General features: G+C 58.9%; 14 protein-coding genes. 9 read left to right on the top strand and 5 right to left on the bottom strand.

Annotated features, from left to right (window positions below):
* Positions 1-29 precede the first annotated feature (29 nt).
* Positions 30-707: a glutathione S-transferase family protein gene (locus RBB49_RS15755; protein ID WP_306143808.1), complete on the bottom strand. Its 678-nt coding sequence runs from the start codon at positions 705-707 to the stop codon at positions 30-32.
* A gap of 135 nt (positions 708-842) precedes the next feature.
* Between RBB49_RS15755 and RBB49_RS15750 the strand changes: the two genes are divergently transcribed.
* From RBB49_RS15750 to RBB49_RS15735, 4 genes are all read left to right on the top strand, one after another.
* Positions 843-1,886 (top strand): TAXI family TRAP transporter solute-binding subunit, encoded by a 1,044-nt coding sequence (locus RBB49_RS15750; RefSeq protein ID WP_306143807.1) that lies wholly within the window; start codon positions 843-845, stop codon positions 1,884-1,886.
* Between the two features lie 63 nt (positions 1,887-1,949).
* Positions 1,950-4,295 (top strand): TRAP transporter fused permease subunit, encoded by a 2,346-nt coding sequence (locus tag RBB49_RS15745; RefSeq protein ID WP_306143806.1) that lies wholly within the window; start codon positions 1,950-1,952, stop codon positions 4,293-4,295.
* On the top strand, positions 4,279-5,823 hold the full coding sequence (locus RBB49_RS15740) for a sulfatase (protein WP_306143805.1): 1,545 nt from the start codon (positions 4,279-4,281) through the stop codon (positions 5,821-5,823). Before RBB49_RS15745 ends, RBB49_RS15740 begins: the two co-directional genes overlap by 17 nt.
* A 128-nt stretch (positions 5,824-5,951) precedes the next feature.
* Entirely contained in the window at positions 5,952-7,073 is a 1,122-nt protein-coding gene (locus RBB49_RS15735) for a hypothetical protein (RefSeq protein WP_306143804.1), read from the top strand.
* A gap of 260 nt (positions 7,074-7,333) precedes the next feature.
* Here RBB49_RS15735 and RBB49_RS15730 read toward each other — a convergent pair whose 3' ends face one another.
* Entirely contained in the window at positions 7,334-8,086 is a 753-nt protein-coding gene (locus RBB49_RS15730) for a hypothetical protein (RefSeq protein WP_306143803.1), read from the bottom strand.
* 88 nt (positions 8,087-8,174) lie between these two features.
* On the opposite strand from RBB49_RS15730, the gene RBB49_RS15725 reads away from it, so the two are divergent.
* The gene (locus RBB49_RS15725) at positions 8,175-8,723 is read left to right on the top strand and encodes a MarR family winged helix-turn-helix transcriptional regulator (RefSeq protein ID WP_306143802.1); all 549 of its coding nucleotides are present in this window, start codon (positions 8,175-8,177) and stop codon (positions 8,721-8,723) included.
* 193 nt (positions 8,724-8,916) lie between these two features.
* On the opposite strand, the gene RBB49_RS15720 is transcribed toward RBB49_RS15725, so the two are convergent.
* Positions 8,917-9,807 (bottom strand): LysR substrate-binding domain-containing protein, encoded by an 891-nt coding sequence (locus tag RBB49_RS15720; RefSeq protein WP_306143801.1) that lies wholly within the window; start codon positions 9,805-9,807, stop codon positions 8,917-8,919.
* A 139-nt stretch (positions 9,808-9,946) separates the two neighbouring features.
* Here RBB49_RS15720 and RBB49_RS15715 point away from each other — a divergent pair, with 139 nt between their 5' ends.
* Positions 9,947-10,696 (top strand): SDR family oxidoreductase, encoded by a 750-nt coding sequence (locus tag RBB49_RS15715; protein ID WP_306143800.1) that lies wholly within the window; start codon positions 9,947-9,949, stop codon positions 10,694-10,696.
* Positions 10,697-10,755: 59 nt separating this feature from the next.
* Positions 10,756-11,394: a DUF938 domain-containing protein gene (locus RBB49_RS15710; RefSeq protein ID WP_306143799.1), complete on the top strand. Its 639-nt coding sequence runs from the start codon at positions 10,756-10,758 to the stop codon at positions 11,392-11,394.
* Between the two features lie 3 nt (positions 11,395-11,397).
* Here the strand turns inward: RBB49_RS15710 and RBB49_RS15705 are convergent, their stop codons facing one another.
* Complete coding sequence (locus RBB49_RS15705) at positions 11,398-12,117, bottom strand: spermidine synthase (RefSeq protein ID WP_306143798.1); 720 nt, start codon at positions 12,115-12,117, stop codon at positions 11,398-11,400.
* A 207-nt stretch (positions 12,118-12,324) separates the two neighbouring features.
* Between RBB49_RS15705 and RBB49_RS15700 the strand changes: the two genes are divergently transcribed.
* Both RBB49_RS15700 and araD read left to right on the top strand, forming a co-directional pair.
* Positions 12,325-13,629: an NAD(P)H-dependent oxidoreductase gene (locus RBB49_RS15700; RefSeq protein ID WP_306143797.1), complete on the top strand. Its 1,305-nt coding sequence runs from the start codon at positions 12,325-12,327 to the stop codon at positions 13,627-13,629.
* A 141-nt stretch (positions 13,630-13,770) separates the two neighbouring features.
* Complete coding sequence (araD, locus tag RBB49_RS15695; protein WP_306143796.1) at positions 13,771-15,501, top strand: L-arabinonate dehydratase; 1,731 nt, start codon at positions 13,771-13,773, stop codon at positions 15,499-15,501.
* A 191-nt stretch (positions 15,502-15,692) separates the two neighbouring features.
* Here araD and RBB49_RS15690 read toward each other — a convergent pair whose 3' ends face one another.
* Positions 15,693-16,838, bottom strand: a complete 1,146-nt coding sequence (locus RBB49_RS15690) for a manganese-dependent inorganic pyrophosphatase (RefSeq protein ID WP_306143794.1) — start codon at positions 16,836-16,838, stop codon at positions 15,693-15,695.
* Positions 16,839-17,064 lie beyond the last annotated feature (226 nt).

Raw genomic sequence — 17,064 nt, 5'->3', positions numbered from 1 at the left:
CGAGACCTGGATGAACGGCAATCGCATCCCTAACGGGGTGCCATGTAGTTGCCCTCAGCCTTGAGAATTTCGATGTTTTTCGCTTCCCGCGCCATTGCGCGTTGAACCGCCGGACGCTCGTTGTTGAGTTCGAAATGCCGCCGGATGTTCGGGTAGTTTTCGCCTGGATAGCCGACGCCGGTGATCCGGCCCCAGACCCAGTACAAATATCCGTCCAGCGCGGACCACGTGCCGCCGTACCACCAGGGACCGTCGGAAAGGCGTGTCTCGATCATGTTCATAACCTTGTTCATGGCCTCGATACCGACCGGGCGCACGATTTCGAACGATAAGGCCTTGTCCTCAATGAATTTGAGAGGCATCGCCACCCTGGTCACGATCGGGTGGACGGTTGCTGAAAAGAACGACAGATCCGCGATCTGTTTTGAACTTTCAAAGGTGCCCGAGGTTTTCGGCAGCAGATTTGCCTCCGGAAATTCGGCATTCAGCCAGCTCAGGATCGCCACGTTTTCCGTTAGCGGTACCCCGTCCACGAGCAGGGTCGGGACCTTGCCCTTCGGATTGATTTTGAGGAACTCCGGCGAGTTCTGCTGGTTGGCGGCAGTGCGCACCAGTTCCGTCTCGAAGGGCACACCGATTTCCTCAAGCGCGATTGTCGGCACGCGGGCGCAGGTGTTCGGGGCGACAAAAAGCAAAAATTCAGGCATTGAAACTCTCCATAATACCTCTATTACTATCAAAATAAGAAAAATGTCGATATTTTTTGATGCCGTCTCTCATGCCGCTGAGGAGGTGTGGCGGGGAGTAAAGGGCAGGGGAAACATCGATCAGGGAGGAAAACCATGTCTCGAAAAATATTTGGAACCGTTGCTGCAGTGCTGTGCCTGACGGCTGGTGCACAGGCGCAAACAATCCTGTCCGCCGAAACGGCTGCGCCAAACACGACGCCGGGAATTTCCATCATTGCACTGTCCGAGGCAGCAGCCAAAGCCGGGGTTGCGGACATTCAGGTCACGTCCGGCCAGACACTGACGAACTCCGTCCAAAATGTCGCCGAGGGCAAGACCGATATCGCCGCGGCGCCCTTCATTCTACCGTTTCTCCTGTCAAAGGGTGTCGGTCCCTATGCTGGTCTTGGTGCGGAGAAGGGTGCGGAACTCGCAAACGAACTCGCCGTCCTTTACACCTACCGGATTTCGGTGCAGGGGCTCTTTGCTTTTGACAGCTCCAACATCAGCGGCTGGGACGATCTGGAAGGAAAGACAATTTTCAACGGGCCGCCCCGCGGCGCTGCGCTCACGAATGCCCGGCTTCTCATCAAGACCAATACCGGTCTTGAGGAAGGATCTGGCTACACAGGTGTCCAGGTGAACTGGGGGCAGGCGGTCAAGACAATGCAGGACGGCTCTGCCGATGCGTTTGTTCTTCCCATGTCGTTCCCCGATCCGCGCGTCTCGGCGAGCCTGGCGTCCGGAAACATGACGATCTATTCCGTTTCCAAGGAGGTCTACGACAGCGAGGCGTTCGGGAACGTCGCCAAGCTTCCCGGAACCGTGAAGTTTTCGATGCCGGTTGCCGACATGGGTTATGGCGACGGTGTCACGATCGTCTCCGAAGACGATACCTTCCGCGGACCGGGCACTGTCGGTGCGGATATCGTCAACAAGAGCATGGATTTCGAACTGGCAAAATCGCTGACTGCGGCCGCCATTGAAAACATCGAGTCGATCTACCACGCCAAGGCGCCGTTCATGCCGGTCACCTGGCATGGCGAGACTGCCATCGAGATTACCGACATGTGCGGTCCGAACCCGCTCAAGTACCACCCGGGGGCGGTCGCCGCCTGGGAAGAAGCCGGTTACACCCTTCCAGACTGTGCGAAGTAAGGTCCGGGCGAACCTGGCGGCCGCGTTTGACGGCGGCCAGGTTTCTGGCGGGTAACGCATATCATGGTGACCGGTTCAAACGACTCGCAGGATCGTCGCAGTTTTTCACTCAAGCTGCTCTATTTCCTATCGGTGGCTATGGTGCTGGTGGGGTTGGTGAATTCGACGCCCGGCATCCCGGGCTATGACGCCCTGATTGCTTCCATTTCCGGGGACGATGCTGCGAAGCTGCGCAAGTTTCCGTTCGAGTGGTTCTACCCGCTCTTCTTCGCGCTGATGATGCTGATCGTGGTGCTCAAGCACTCCCTGTGGCGCGACTGGCGCGACAAGAGCATGATCAAGCGCCGGTTGGGCCTCTATCTCGATCTCGCGCTCGTGGTCATGGCTTTCACGGTTTCGCTGACCTACCTCATCGAAATCGAATCCGTTTGTCTCGTGGACCGCATCACCGGTGACCGGGCACGGCTGATCGAGGAAAGCCTGGCAGCCGCGGCTGCCTTCAGCGAAAGTCTCGGCCTTCCGGCTCCCACAACCGTTGAAGACCCGCAATGCGTGAATACCACCGGCGGCTGGCTGGTGCTGATCGTGGGCCTGGCGATCGTGGTCTTTCTTTCCTACAACGTGAAGGTCTGGGGATTGCCGCTTGTGATCGTGGCGATCCTGGTCTCGGCCTACACGATCCTGACCGTGCTGATCTGGTACGTCTACGGCGCGGACGACATCAACAAGTACTTCGTGACCAAGCTGGCCGGTGAACCGCGTCTCTTGTCCGATGGGCGGCCGCGCGTCCACGACGTTCTGGTCAACAACTCCTCCGGCCTGCTCGGCCGGTTCATGGACATCGTCCTGAACACGATTTTTCCCTATCTGGTGCTCGGCGCACTGTTTGGAAGTTCGGCAGGCGGCCGGTCGCTCATCAAACTGGCCTTCCGCTGGACCCGGCACCTGCGCGGCGGGCCGGCGCACGCAGCCATCGTGTCTTCCGCGATGTTCGGCACGATTTCCGGCGGACCGATCGTCAACGTCCTCTCGACCGGCGTCCTGACAATCCCGATGATGCTGAAACGCGGCTTCAGCAAGGTATTTGCCGGCGGTGTCGAGGCGGCTGCGTCGTCGGGCGGATCTATCATGCCGCCGGTCATGGGGGTTGCCGCCTTCATTCTGGCGTCTCTCACCGCAATCCCGTATTCCAGCGTCATCGTGGCCGCCATCATTCCGGCACTGGCCTATTTCTATTGCCTGTTCCTGTCGGCCATTTTCCAGTCCAGAAAGCAGAACATCACGGCGATCGGGAAAATCACCGAAGAGATGAAGCTGGAACGCCAGGATTATCTCAATCTCGTAATGATCTTCGGGCCTATCCTCTTGATCCTGATGTTGTTGCTGACGCCGAAGGATGCCGTTGGCTGCGGACTTTTCGGCGGTCTTCTGGGAGCCGAGCGTGTCTTTACCGATGCAGGGTGTCAGGTGCAGAGCCTGAGCTGGTTCCAGCAGACAATCCAGAACTCCGCAGGGTCTGCGGGGGCTGCGGGCTGGTGGGCGGTGATGCTGTTGCTGGGCCTGTTGTTCCTGGATCCGGAAGTGCGTGCGCGGCCCGGAAAAATCGTCGATGCGCTGTCGAATGCCGGCATCCTGATCTCGACCCTTTACCTGATGTTTCTTGCGGTTTCGATCATCGATTTCTGCCTGTCCTTCACGGGACTGCCGGTGTTCCTTTCGCTCGATGTGCTGGCCTGGCTGAACAGTCTGGACCTGGGAGGCAGCGGGTCGATGTTCTTCCAGTTCGTTGCGCTCCTGCTGACGATGTTTCTGGCCGTCCTGCTGGGCATGGGCATGCCTGCCGTCCCGGCCTATATCAACGCGGCGCTGTTGATGGGGCCGGTGCTGGCCGGTCTCGGCCTGTCGCTGTTCACCTCACACATGTTCATCTTCTATTTCGCCGTCGCCAGCGCGATCACGCCGCCCGTTGCGCTGGCTGCCTTTGCAGCGGCCACGATCACCAAGGCGGAACCGGTGGCGACGTCGTTCTCCGCTGTCCGGTCCGGGATCGTGATGTTCGTGGTGCCGTTTGTCTTCGCCTTTTACCCGGAGTTGCTCCTGATCACCGAAGCACGGCTTGACCCGCAGGCGAGCGGTGGCAACGCCTTTCTGCCCGGATACGACGGCGACGTGCATATCGGCGCCTTGTTGCTATTGCTGGGCCGCTTGCTGGTTGCGCTGTATTTGCTGTCCTCCGCCCTCGCGGCTTTCGACCGGCGCACGCTGCCCGCCTGGGAGATTGCCGTGCGCCTAGCCCTTGCGGTGCTGTTGATGATGAAACTCGAGTTGATCTGGATCGGGGCGGCGGTCGCAACTGTTCTGCTCATGGTCTTGCACAACCGGTCCGGTGCTCATGCAAAAACGGCCTGACTTCATCCTGTTCATGACCGATCAGCACCGGGCGGATTTCCTCGGTTGCAGCGGTCATCCGGTGTTGAGAACGCCAAATATCGACGCCATTGCCACCAGCGGAACGATCTGGGACCGGTTTTATGTCGCCAGTCCGGTGTGCATGCCGAACCGGGCGAGCTTCATGACTTGCCGCATGCCATCCAGTCACGGTGTGCGCGCAAACGGTATTCCGCTCGACAAAAGGAATGTCACCTTCGTCGAGCTCCTTCGCGACGCCGGCTACAAGACCGCGCTCATCGGCAAGAGCCACCTGCAGACCTTTTCCGGCAAACCGCCCATGCACGACGCGCCGCAGACCCGCAGCGGGTTCCACCGCGCCTCGGGTGCGCTGTCGCAAGCGGTCCGGCATGATCTGGAGACCTATCTCGCCGAGGACCCGGGCCGGACTTCCTATGATACGCCGCTGCCCTTCTATGGCTTTGACCACGTGGAACTCGTCACAAGGCACGGGGACGATTGCGGCGGCAATTACCGCGACTGGCTATTGAAGCGCGACCCGGATGCGGATCGCCTGCTTGGTGCTGCAAACCAGTTGCCGCATGATTATGTGTGCCCGCAGGCCATTCGCACCGCTCTTCCGGAGGAGCTTTACTCCACCAGCTACATTGCCGAACGCGCGTCGGCGTGGCTTTCGGAAAACAACGACGACGACCAGCCCTTCTTTTTGATGGTGTCCTTCCCGGACCCGCATCACCCGTTCAACCCGCCGGGACGCTACTGGGACATGTACGATCCTGCAGACATGCAGCTTCCAGCCGTCTTTGAGACGAATGACTGGGATCCGCCGGCCCATGTGGCGAGCGTGCTTGAAGACCGGGAAACAGGACGCGCAAATCCGGGGTCCTATGCCGTCCTGGGTGCCTATGCCCAGGAAGTGAGGGAAGCCCGCGCACTGACCTGCGGCATGATCTCAATGATTGACGATGCCATCGGCAAAGTGCGCGCGCAGTCAAAGGCGAAAGATGCGGTAACCGTGTTCACCACGGATCATGGTGATCACCTTGGGGACCACCGGATGCTGTTCAAGGGACCTGCAGCCTACGAGGAACTGACGAGGGTTCCTTTCATCTGGTCGGATCCGGAGGCCGGTGGGCCGAACCGGAGACGGGACATCGGTCAAACCCATGATATCGGGGTGACGATCCTGGAGCGTGCCGGTATCGAGCCTGCCATGGGCATGCAGGGACGTTCACTTCTGTCCGGAGGGCGTGAGGCCGCGTTCATTCAATATGATCACCAGAAAACCAATCGCGGTCTGGGGCGCCGGCCGCGTATTCACACGCTGCGAACCCCCGACTGGCGTCTTTCCATCCTTGACGGCATCGCCTGGGGAGAACTCTATCACCTGCGGGAAGATCCGGGCGAGCTTTACAATCTCTGGGACAGTCCCGCGCATGCAAGGCAACGCGCGGAGCTTGTGGAAATGCTCGCGCGCCAGGAAATTGCCCATGTGGACGAGGTGCCGTTGCCGATAGCGCAGGCGTAGCTCGCGGCGAAATGCGCCCAATGCACCCAACCACCGGATGTTGTCGAAAGCCAGGGCAATGATTGCGCAACATAACGCAGGGGGATAGCGTCGGCTGGTCTGCAACTTCCAAATCGGTGGAGGGCTCAATGCATTACGTTGACATCCCGACTTCTACGGACATTAGGAAACTCGCGCGCAAGCGTAATCCGGTCTCCTTGAGTTTCACGCTCAGAACGACACCGGTCACGCAGGACGCACAGCAAGACCGCACGAAGTTTGCCAACCTTGCGCACCAGGCCGTGCAGGAGGTAAGCGACGGCCGGTTGACGAAGGCCGAGGTGGCTGAGCTTGAGGCAAATCTCGCCGACATCGTTGAGGATGACGCTTTCTGGGAACGTCAGTCCGAGAGCCTTGTCGTGTTTGCAACACCGGAAAACGTCCGGACCTTCCGGTTGCCAAATCATCTGGCCGATACCGTCGAAATTTCAGACAGATTTCACCTGACGCCGCTGTTGCGCGCTGTCGCGTTTCCGCACAATGCACTCGCACTGGTACTCGGCCAAAATAGCGTTCGTGTCATTGAGATTACCGGGGATCGGCCTGCTGGCGAGGTCAAGGTACCGGACATGCCCGATGATGCTGCGAGCGTTGCAGGTAAAAGCAGTATCCTTGGGCGCGCACCCAAGGGACGCCTGCAGGGAAGCGAAGGCCAAAAGGTCCATCTGCTAGCCTATTCAAGACGTGTCGACGCGGCGCTGCGCCGGCTCCTGGCAGGCAGGGACATTCCCCTGGTCCTGGTCGCCCACGAACCGATGCGTTCGATTTTCCTTTCTGTCTGCAACTACGACAACGTGTTGCACGGCCAGCCGGAAAGTGTTTCGGAAGAAAGCAGTGATGCTGAAATCGCGTCCGCTTCGCGTCAGCTCATCGATGCACACTATGATGACCTGTTGAACGGGGTTCGGGATACTTATGCCAGCCGCGTCAATGACAGGCGCGCGAGCGACAGCGTGAGCGAAGTTGCGCGGCTGGCGACGTTCGGTGCTGTCGAAACGCTTCTGGTGAACATGGAAGCGGCCGTGCCGGGCACGATTGACGGTGTTACAGGTGAGGTTGTTTTCAGCGAAACGGCAGGACCCGACACTTATGATGTTCTTTCGGAAATCGCGTCCCGCGTGATCCAGACCGGCGGGGACGTTCTGAGCGTCCGGCAGAAGGATCTGCCAGGATCCACGCCACTTGCAGCACTCTTGCGGTATCCGATCTAGTCTTGCGCGATATATTTGAGCCGGATGCATTGCGAACGGTCAAAGCCGGTTTATGCCCGAAAACTGGTCAGACGACACCCACGAAATCAACACGGCGCCTGAGCAACGGGCCATGTACCTGACCAGGTGGCCCAATCTGGGGAGGGGGCTTGCCGGGGCAATCGCGACCTGGGTCAAACTCGCATGCGGACGTCGCCCGGCAGGCTTGATTGGCAATTCTGGAGGCGGTGGAGAGGGATACTCTCCACCGATGGAATGGGTCACTCGATCGTGCCCGGGAGAGACAGGTCACCCGAGGCAACGTCAAAAACGTCCGTCACACACAAAAGCGGTGCGTGAATGTTTTTGTTGACCTTCAGCGCCGATGTCACACCATCGTAGGACGCGCCGACCACGTCGCCCTTGATCGCCGCCCTGATGGTGATTTCCGGTCCGTCAAACACCGGCGTGAAACCCGGACTGTCGAGGAGTATCGGAAAGCCCGGCCAGGTGGCAGGCAGTCTGGGGGTTGTATTCTCCGGAATATCCTTGACCGCCAGGGCACCAGGGCCGCAGGCTTCGTTCGGGGCGAGAACCACCCAGTGGCTGTGCCAGACACCACCGTCATTGCCGAGATCACCGTCAAGGTTCTCGTCATATAGCGGCGTGTCGTCGAAGTCAGGGTGATTGGTTGCTGCCATTGCCAAAATCCCGGCTCCTTCCTCGAAACCGACCAGGGACGGATCAAGCGTGGTCGGCCAGACATAGGACCAGACGGTTGCTCCTGCGACTTCACCAACCGGCTCCGGCGTGTCCGCACCAGCAACACCATTGGCGGTCATGTGAAACGTGACGACGTTGCCTTCGGTGTGGATATGTGCCGCAACGATATCCATGGATGCGGTCTTGCTCCCGTCTGCTGGCGAATGGATCGCGGTTTCCTGGTTGACCGCGTGAGAGTGCTTGTCGTGTGCAACTGCCGGACCGACTGCCAGCAAGGCGCAGGACGTCAGGAAAATGATTGAGAGACGCATGGATAAACTCCTTTCCAGTTTGATGGATTCTAAATAATAGCGAGTCGCTATTATTGCAAGAATAATTTTGAGTCGCTACTTATGTGCCATGAAGACTGAATCTCGATCGCGCGTTCGCGCCGTGTTGGACCGCCTTCAAAGGCTCAATGCCTCGGAAGACTGGGCGGATGATCTCAATCCCGCGCAACGAAGTGCCCTGGGATACCTTGTGCGTGCGAACCGGTTCTCGCGCTCGCCCTCCCAGGTCGCCGATTATCTGTGCACGACAAGGGGGACAGCGTCCCAGACACTGAAGGCGCTGGAGAAAAAAGGGTTGATTGAACGTTCTGCATCTGACGACGACAAGCGCACGATCTCCTACGATGTGACGCAGGCGGGTTTCGACGCGGCAGACCGGGTGGATTCGCTCGACGAAGCGCTTGAGAGGCTCGACACCGAGAGCGGCGTTCGCCTGGAGGAAACGCTTTCCGAACTGATCAGGAATCAGCTTGCGGCACGCGGTTTCCGTTCCTTCGGACTGTGCAAAACCTGCAAGTACCACAGGCCGGACAAGAGTGGGCTGTATTGCACGTTGCTGCAGGTCGACCTCTCGCCTGAGCAGGCCGGCCAGCTTTGCCACGAACACTCTGCGGCGTGAATCTGAGCTTCCGGTTTAGCAGGACCGATGCCTGGAGCCTGGGTAGAAGAGCGTTTGGTTCAAGACCGTCAAGTGCCGGTGGAAGCTCAGGCAAACTCTGATGGCTAAGCGAAAGACGCACCGAAGTATCACTGACCGGACGATTGTCACACACTCGGCTTATGCTTCTCGAAGCAGGGGAATGGCGATGTTGCTAGAGATCTAACGACTTCAACCAGGTCCTGAACCGGCGAATGGGCAAGCGCTCACGGTCCATTGGCCTGCACACGAAATAGAGCGCTCTTTCCAGCCTGGTCGCGGACCTGTCCAGACGGACGAGCCTTCCTGCATCCAGATCGTCTTCCACGAGGCGCCGGCGTGCGAGGGCAACGCCCTGGCCATCACAAGCGGCTGTAATGAGGACTGCGGAATCAGCAAATCTGACGGCCGGGGCAGAAAGGTCAGCCGGGTCCAGCCCATGGCCTGCGGCCCACCGTTCCCAGCCGGAATTGAACTCGTCATTCAACAGCGGAAGCGCTGTTACGGCCTCCGCAGGCAGCGGCAGTTCGCGACCAGTGACGAGTTTTGGTGCGGCAACCACGATCAGCTCTTCGCTGCTGAGCAGTTCGTAGTGGAGATTTCCCCAATCCGGTGTGCCATAGCGCAAGGCGACATCAATCTGGCTGGTGTGCAGATCGACGATATCGTCATTGGTATCAAGAAACACGGACAGTCTCGGGTGGGCGGTGCGGAACGCAGCAAGTCTGGGAACCAGCCACTTGGTTGCCAGAGACGTCGACAGCGAAATGGTGATCGACTGAGTGTCTTCGATACGGCTGACCTCGCGGACACCGTCGCGCAACGCCGTAAATGCCTGCCGTGTCGCCTGGTGCAGCCGTTCTCCCTGCTCGGTCTTTTCCACGCCGTTTGGCCTGCGATGCAACACCGCAACACCCAGGTGATCTTCTAGCTGCTTGATCTGACGGCTGATCGCACCATGCGTGACGCCGAGCTCAGCGGCCGCCCTGCTGACGCTGGAAAGGCTGGCGGCGACGTCGAACGCCTGCAGCGCACGCAAGTGCCGGACGTGGTGTCTCTTTGCCATCAGATTTCCTCACAGCGTTGTTCGATAAACTCGCTTTTTCGCAAGGAAACATAGTTCTATCTTTGACGAAGTGTCCAGAAAACTCACATCAGCAGCAATGCGGCCCTGTCGTTCGGCTGCCCGGTCCAGGAACGCAATCATGTCGACATCCAAAGTAGCAATCATGACAGGTGCAGGACAGGGCATTGGCAAAGGATGCGCGATTGAAATGGCGAAGGCAGGTTATGTGGTCTCGCTGATGTCTCCCTCGGACAGATCCAAAAAGCTGGCAGAGGAACTCGGCGGGCTTGGCCGCAGCGGATCGGTCCTCAACGGGAATGATCTGGAGGCGATGGTGGCAGAGACGATGGCCACATACGGCCGCATCGACGCCGTCGTCAGCAATATGGGGCATGGCGGCAGTGTACCGGACACAATCAAGACTGTCGGCTTCGATCCGGATTTCGAAGGCCCCTTGCTGGACCTGTCCGATGAGCTTTGGCACGAAAGCCTCGACATGTATGTGCTGAACGTTGTGAAGCTGGCGCGTCTGGTGACACCTATCATGATCAAGCAAGGTGGGGGTTCCTTCGTGAACATCTCCTCCATGAACGCGGTTGAGCCGCGGGCACCTTATCCCATGACCATGTTGCGCGGCGCGCTGCACAGTTTCGCAAAGCTCTACGGTGACCGCTATGCCCGCCACAACATCAACATGAACAATCTGATGCCTGGCTTTTGTGAAAACGTGAACCTGTCGGAGCATGCTCGAACGTCCATCCCGGCACAGCGTCCGGCCACATTTTCAGAGATCGGTCAGGCCTGTGTGTTCCTGGCATCCGAGGGAGCGCGCTACATCAATGGCCAAAACATTCTGTCGGACGGAGGGATGAACCGGGCGGTTCGCTGACACACGGCACCGCGTTTTGCGGGCTGGACGCACCCGTCTTCAACTGGCATCAATGCCCCATGGCAAGACACATCATTCAACAGGCGAACGAAGCCCCAGACGGACGGCGAACCGCGCCGGCAGCCCTGCGCAACGCCGGCCCCCTGATCGACGCGCTCCGGCACCGGTTGCCCGCAGAAGGGCGGGTTCTGGAAGTCGCAAGCGGAACAGGCCAGCACGCGGCCGCGTTCGCGCAGGCGTTTCCGGCGCTCGAGTGGGTACCGTCGGACGTTGATCCCGGACAAAGGCAAAGCATCGCAGCATGGCGGCGGGAAAGCGGTTTGAAGAACCTAGCCGAACCGCTTGCCATCAACATTTCGGAACCCTGGCCGGTTGAGCGAGGGTTTGCAAAGGCGGTCCTAACCATCAATCTTCTTCATCTCGTGCCGGTTTCGTTTGTTTCCCAGTTCTTTGAAGGCGCGCGAGCGACTTTGAGCAAGGGTGGCCGGGTGATTGTCTATGGCCCGTTCTTGCGCGGATCTTCCTATGCGTCGGACGGCGATCGTTCGTTTGACGCCTCCTTGCAGGCCCGCGACCCGGCGATCGGGTACAAATCGGTCGAGGCCGTTTCGGAACTGGCTGAAGCTTGCGGGTTCATCCCGCATGCAAATGATGCGATGCCGGCAAACAACCTTCTTCTGACTTTCGCGATCCCGTGACGGTCAGGTCTTGCGACCAAGGTAGACGGCCTGGGTGACCTCACGCCCATCCTGCAGAGGATTTTGAAACACCACGGGTTCCGCCCAGGCCTCGTCAAAGGCACCCGCAAGCAGGTCCGTGATGGCGTCGTCCGGCGCTTCATCCGACCACAGACCCATGATCCCGCCGGGTTTCAGGAAGCGCTGCACAGATTCGAACCCTAGAGGTGTGTAGAACCCTTTCGACCCGCCATGGAGAAGCCGTTCCGGTGTGTGGTCGATGTCGATCAGAACGGCGTCATAGCGTCGTCCGGGTCGTTCGCGATCGAACCCATCCTGCGACGCCGCCAGGGCAAAGAAATCTCCGTGCACAAGCCGGCATCGCGGATCGTCCGCGAGTTCGGTTTTCATTGGCACCAAACCCTCCCGGTGCCAACGGATCACCGGTTCGAGAAGGTCCACGACATCAAGCGCATTCAGGCGCTCGTCCTGCAGAACGGCCCTGGCTGTGTATCCGAGCCCGAGGCCGCCGACCAGCACATCCAGCCTGTTGCCCTTCAGGGCAGCGAGGCCTTTTTCGGCGAGTGCGATTTCAGACGCGGTGAAGAGGCTCGACATCAGGTGCTCTTCACCGAGCAGAATTTCAAAAACATCGGTTTTGAGCGACAAAATATGCCGCCGCCTCAATGAGATCGCACCGATTGGGGTCGGTGCGTAATCAAGTTCCTCAAACAGTCTGCTCATCGGCGCACCGTGACAGTTCAGAGGCGTCAAGGGAAGCACAGACTTGCGCCAAGCATACGGAATTTTTCGTCCGCCCGCGGGACCATGGCCAAGGCAACTGAGAGCCCGGATCTGCCCGGGCCGAGTTGACATCGGTTTCACAATCTTTGAATTCTGCTCCTTAAGAGGGGTTGGTTCCGGGGGACCAAAGGCCAAAAGGGGAGGTGCATGTTCGTTTATCAGGAACTGCTTGCACGCGCGGCTGCGCACAAACCGGTACGGGTCGGTTTGATCGGCGCCGGCAAGTTCGGGTCGATGTTTTTAAGTCAGGTCCCGACAACGCCTGGCCTGAAGGTCTCAGCCATTGCGGATCTGCGTCCCGACGCTGCGCGCAAGGCCTGTGCCGAGGTCGGCTGGCCCGAGGACCTGATCAGCGAAGTCACTTTCACCGACGACGCCATGTCAATGATGGCGACGGGCGACGTGGATGTGATCGTCGAAGCCACCGGCAACCCGGTCGTCGGTCTGGTTCATGCGCGCGAATCCATCAGGCAGGGCCTGCACGTCGTTATGGTCAATGTCGAGGCCGATGTTCTGGCTGGGGCGCTGCTGGCGGAAGAAGCGCGTACGGCGGGTGTGGTCTATTCGATGGCCTACGGTGATCAGCCGGCTTTGACCTGCGAGATGGTGGAATGGGCGCGGTCCTGCGGGTTCAACGTTGTTGCGGCAGGCAAGGGCACGAAATACCTGCCCAGCTACCATGCGTCGACACCGGACACCGTCTGGGATCACTACGGTCTGACCGCCGAAGAGGCGGCCGAGGCCGGGATGAACGCCCAGATGTTCAACAGCTTCCTCGATGGCACCAAGTCCGCGCTCGAAATGGCTGCCATCGCCAATGCGACGGGCCTGACCCCGCCGGCAAGCGGGCTGCTGTTTCCACCGGCCGGCATGGACGATCTGGCACATGTTCTGCGGCCTGTTGCCGAGGGCGGTCAGCTTGCCGGCAAGGGCATGGTGGAAGTCGTGTCTTCCCTTGAACGTGACGGCCGCCCGGTCTGCCGCGATCTGCGCTGGGGCGTCTACGTGGTCATCGAGGCCCCGAACCCATACGCAGCTGCCTGCTTCAGGCAATACGGCATGAACACGGACGCCACCGGACGCTACTCGGCGATGTACAAGCCGTTCCACCTGATCGGGCTGGAATTGAACATCTCGATCCTGTCCGCCGCGCTTCTCGGCAAACCGACCGGATCGACCCGGTCTTTTGAGGGCGATGTCGCGGCAACGGCGAAACGCGACCTTGCTGCCAGTGAAGTACTGGACGGAGAGGGCGGCGCAACCGTCTGGGGCAAGCTTTTGCCGGCCAAGGCTTCTCTTGAGTGCAGCGCGTTGCCGATCGGCCTTGCCCACGGCGTACGCCTGAAGAACAGGATTGCCGCCGGACAGATCGTCACCTGGAGGGATGTCGAGATTGACGAGACCATCGAAGCCGTCAGGATCCGGCGCGAGATGGAACAGCGTTTCGGGTAGTTGTCGCGTCTTTGTGCGCACATACAGATGCATCCCACCAGTTTGTGCCGCATCTTTGAAAATGAGCCCGTGCTAAAGGAAGCAGGCATTCCATCACTTGCCTCAATTGTCGTGCCGGCGCCCTGAAAGAGAGTATAACCCATGACCAAACGCCCCGAGGATCTTCGTTCAGCCCGCTGGTTTGCCCCCGATGATCTTCGCTCCATGGGGCACCGGTCGCGCGCGATGCAGATGGGTCTCGATCATGCGGACTGGCAGGGGAAGCCCGTGATCGCGATCATCAACACCTGGTCGGATCTCTCGCCGTGTCATCATCACCTGCGCGATCGGGCGGAATTCGTCAGGAAAGGCGTCTACCAGGCCGGCGGCATGCCCGTCGAAATGCCCGTGCATTCCTTTTCCGAGCAGTTCCTGAAGCCGACATCGATGCTTTACCGAAACATGGGGGCGATGGAGGTGGAGGAGACGCTCCGATCCCACCCGATTGACGGCGTTGTTCTTTTGGGCGGTTGCGACAAGTCCACACCGGCCTTGATCATGGGCGCGCTCAGCATGGGGCTTCCGTTCATCTTCATGCCTGCGGGAGCCATGCTTCGCGGAAACTATGCCGGCCGCAAGCTGGGCTCGGGCACGGATGTGTGGAAATACTGGGACGAAAGACGTGCAGGCACCATCGGCAAGGATGAATGGGTGGGTGTTCAGGGCGGCATTGCCCGCAGCTACGGCACCTGCATGACAATGGGCACGGCGTCTACAATGATGTCGATTGCCGAGGCGTTCGGTTTGACCCTTCCCGGAGCGTCGTCCATTCCGGCACCGGATGCCGCGCACAAGCGCATGGCCGCCGCCTGTGGGCGCCGCGCCGTTGAGATGGTCTGGGAGGACCTGACACCGGACAAGATCGTGACGGACGTTTCCACGGCCAACGCAACTGCAGTCGCGATGGCGACCGGCTGTTCCACGAATGCCGTCATTCACCTGATCGCCATGGCCCGGCGGGCAGGCGTGAACTGGGGCCTCGACGACCTGGACCGGATTGGTCACGAGGTTCCGGTCATCGCCAACATCCGCCCCTCCGGCACTGAGTATCTCATGGAGGATTTTTTCTACGCAGGTGGTCTTCCCGCGTTGATGAAAGAAATGGCCGGCAAGCTGGACCTCTCGGCACTGACCGTGAATGGAAAGACGCTGGGTGAAAACATTGAACCTGCCGAAAACTACAATCCAGACGTCATCCGGCCACTGGGCAACCCTGTCTATCATGAAGGCTCGCTCGCCGTGCTGCGCGGCAATCTCGCTCCCGATGGCGCGGTGATCAAACCTGCGGCCTGTGATCCGAAGTTTCACCGGCACAGGGGGCCTGCGATCGTGGCCGACAGTTATCCGGAGCTTAAGGAGATCATCAACGATCCGGATTATCCAATGTCCCCCGATCATGTTCTTGTTCTGCGAAACGCCGGACCACAGGGCGGCCCGGGGATGCCGGAGTGGGGCATGATCCCGATGCCGCAAGCGCTGCTTAAAGACGGGCACCGCGACATGGTGCGGCTCTCCGATGCGCGGATGTCCGGGACGTCCTACGGTGCCTGTGTCCTGCATGTTGCACCGGAAGCTTTCGTAGGCGGACCTTTGGCCCTGATCGAAACCGGGGACATGATTGAACTGGATGTGCCGAACAGAACGCTCCGCGTTGATCTCGCAGACGACGTTCTTGCTGCGCGCAAAGCCAAGTGGACAGCGCCTGAACCCCGCTATGAACGCGGTTATGGCCACATGTTCTCCAAACACGTGGAACAGGCCGACAAAGGCTGTGACTTCGATTTTCTGCGAACCGATTTTGGCAAGCCTGTTGCCGAACCCGATATCTTCTGAAGTTAAGGGAGCGTACGGAACCGGGCCGATTGGTTTTCTGGTAAGTTCCGTCAACTTTTTGGACGGCAGCACGGTTACGCGACCACCGGTGACCCGAATTGGGCCAGTCTTTCGTCTTCCATCGTCAGCATGAGCCCACACCGGTTTTTGCCGTGCGCGGGCTCGTATTACTGCCGGGCGCCTGTTCGCGGTCAGTGCGTGGTTGTCTTCGTCACCGCACTCTGGATGGCTGGCGCAATCTGGTTCTTGCGGGAGACCACGTTGTCGACTTCAAGCATATCGTCTTTGGCGTCCTCGCCGAATGCCGAGATGGCGATGTCTTTGTCGATATCATCGCCCCACAGAAGGTAAGACTTCTGGTCGCGTGCGTCGACGATGGCGAAAAACAGGTGATCGAGATTGCTTTTCTGTTTCTGGTCGAGAATAGCTGTTCTCAGTTCCTGCTTCCGGTCAATGAGATCTTGCGGCGTAAGCGTCTCGGCAACGCCGATGCCGACATCCTTGCCGCCAAATTCGAAATCCTTGTAATCGAGAAGGACGATGTCCAGAGCCGACATGGAACTCAGATCCGACTTGGCCAGCAGCATGTTCTCCGCAAACGCATTCATATCGTCGATCCCGGCCACCTCGGCAAGCCTGCCTGCATAGTAGCGGTCATAGTCGGTCGTTGTCGTGGATGTGAGATTGAGCGTATCGGACAGGATCGCCGCCATTCCCATGCATGCCAGCGGGGCAGGGATGTCGACGCCGAGCACGTCTGCGCGGTCGGCAAGAATTGTTGCCGTTGACCCCCAGGGTCGGATGTCGAGATTGACCACATGGGCAAGATTGACCGGTGATCCGGCAATTGCGTGATGATCTACAATTGCAACAATCTGATCCGCCTCAATTGACGGCGGTAGCTGTGTGGTCTGATTGAAGTCGACGATACCGACGCTCTTGCCCGTGAAGTCCTCAATCAATTCGGGCGTTTCGGCCTTGCATAAATCAATGGCAAAACGCGATTCCGGGTTTGGCGGCCCGGCACTGCCCGGTGTGCCGCCGTAGATATGGGCAGCGATCAGACTTGCGCCGATGGCATCAGTGTCCGGGTTGAGGTGCCCGGTCCAGACCAGGTTGTCGACGTTCGCCAACTCGGTCTTCAGGTAACTTCTGACCTCTGGCGAAAGTGTTGATGTTCCCTGGGCGGTCGTATTTCCTCCTGCCGCTGCCGGGACAAGAGCAGTGCCGGCAAGCAAGGCCAGGGCGATCGCAGATACTCCGAATGTTCTTGCGAGGCTGGAAACGGAACGCTTCTTAAGGCCTTTATGCTGATTGGAATGAGAATATGCATTCATCACTTTATCCTCCAATAATATTGAATTTCATGAAATAGATATGGTGACGAATTTTTGCGAAACGTGTCGCAAATGCGTTTTTTCTATGAATTAGAATTAAAGTATTGTAATAATAACAAGGTAAAATTTTAACTTCCACGATATTTGTTTATTTTTTGCATTAAATGCAAGATTTTTACTCTGATTTTTGCCAGGCAACCAGAATGTCTTGAAGTTTCTTTTTTGT

It is taken from the genome of Roseibium sp. MMSF_3412, from assembly GCF_030733265.1.
GTDB lineage: Bacteria > Pseudomonadota > Alphaproteobacteria > Rhizobiales > Stappiaceae > Roseibium.
The sequence above is the reverse complement of the archived record's forward strand: the minus strand, read 5'-3'. Positions and strand labels throughout refer to the sequence as shown.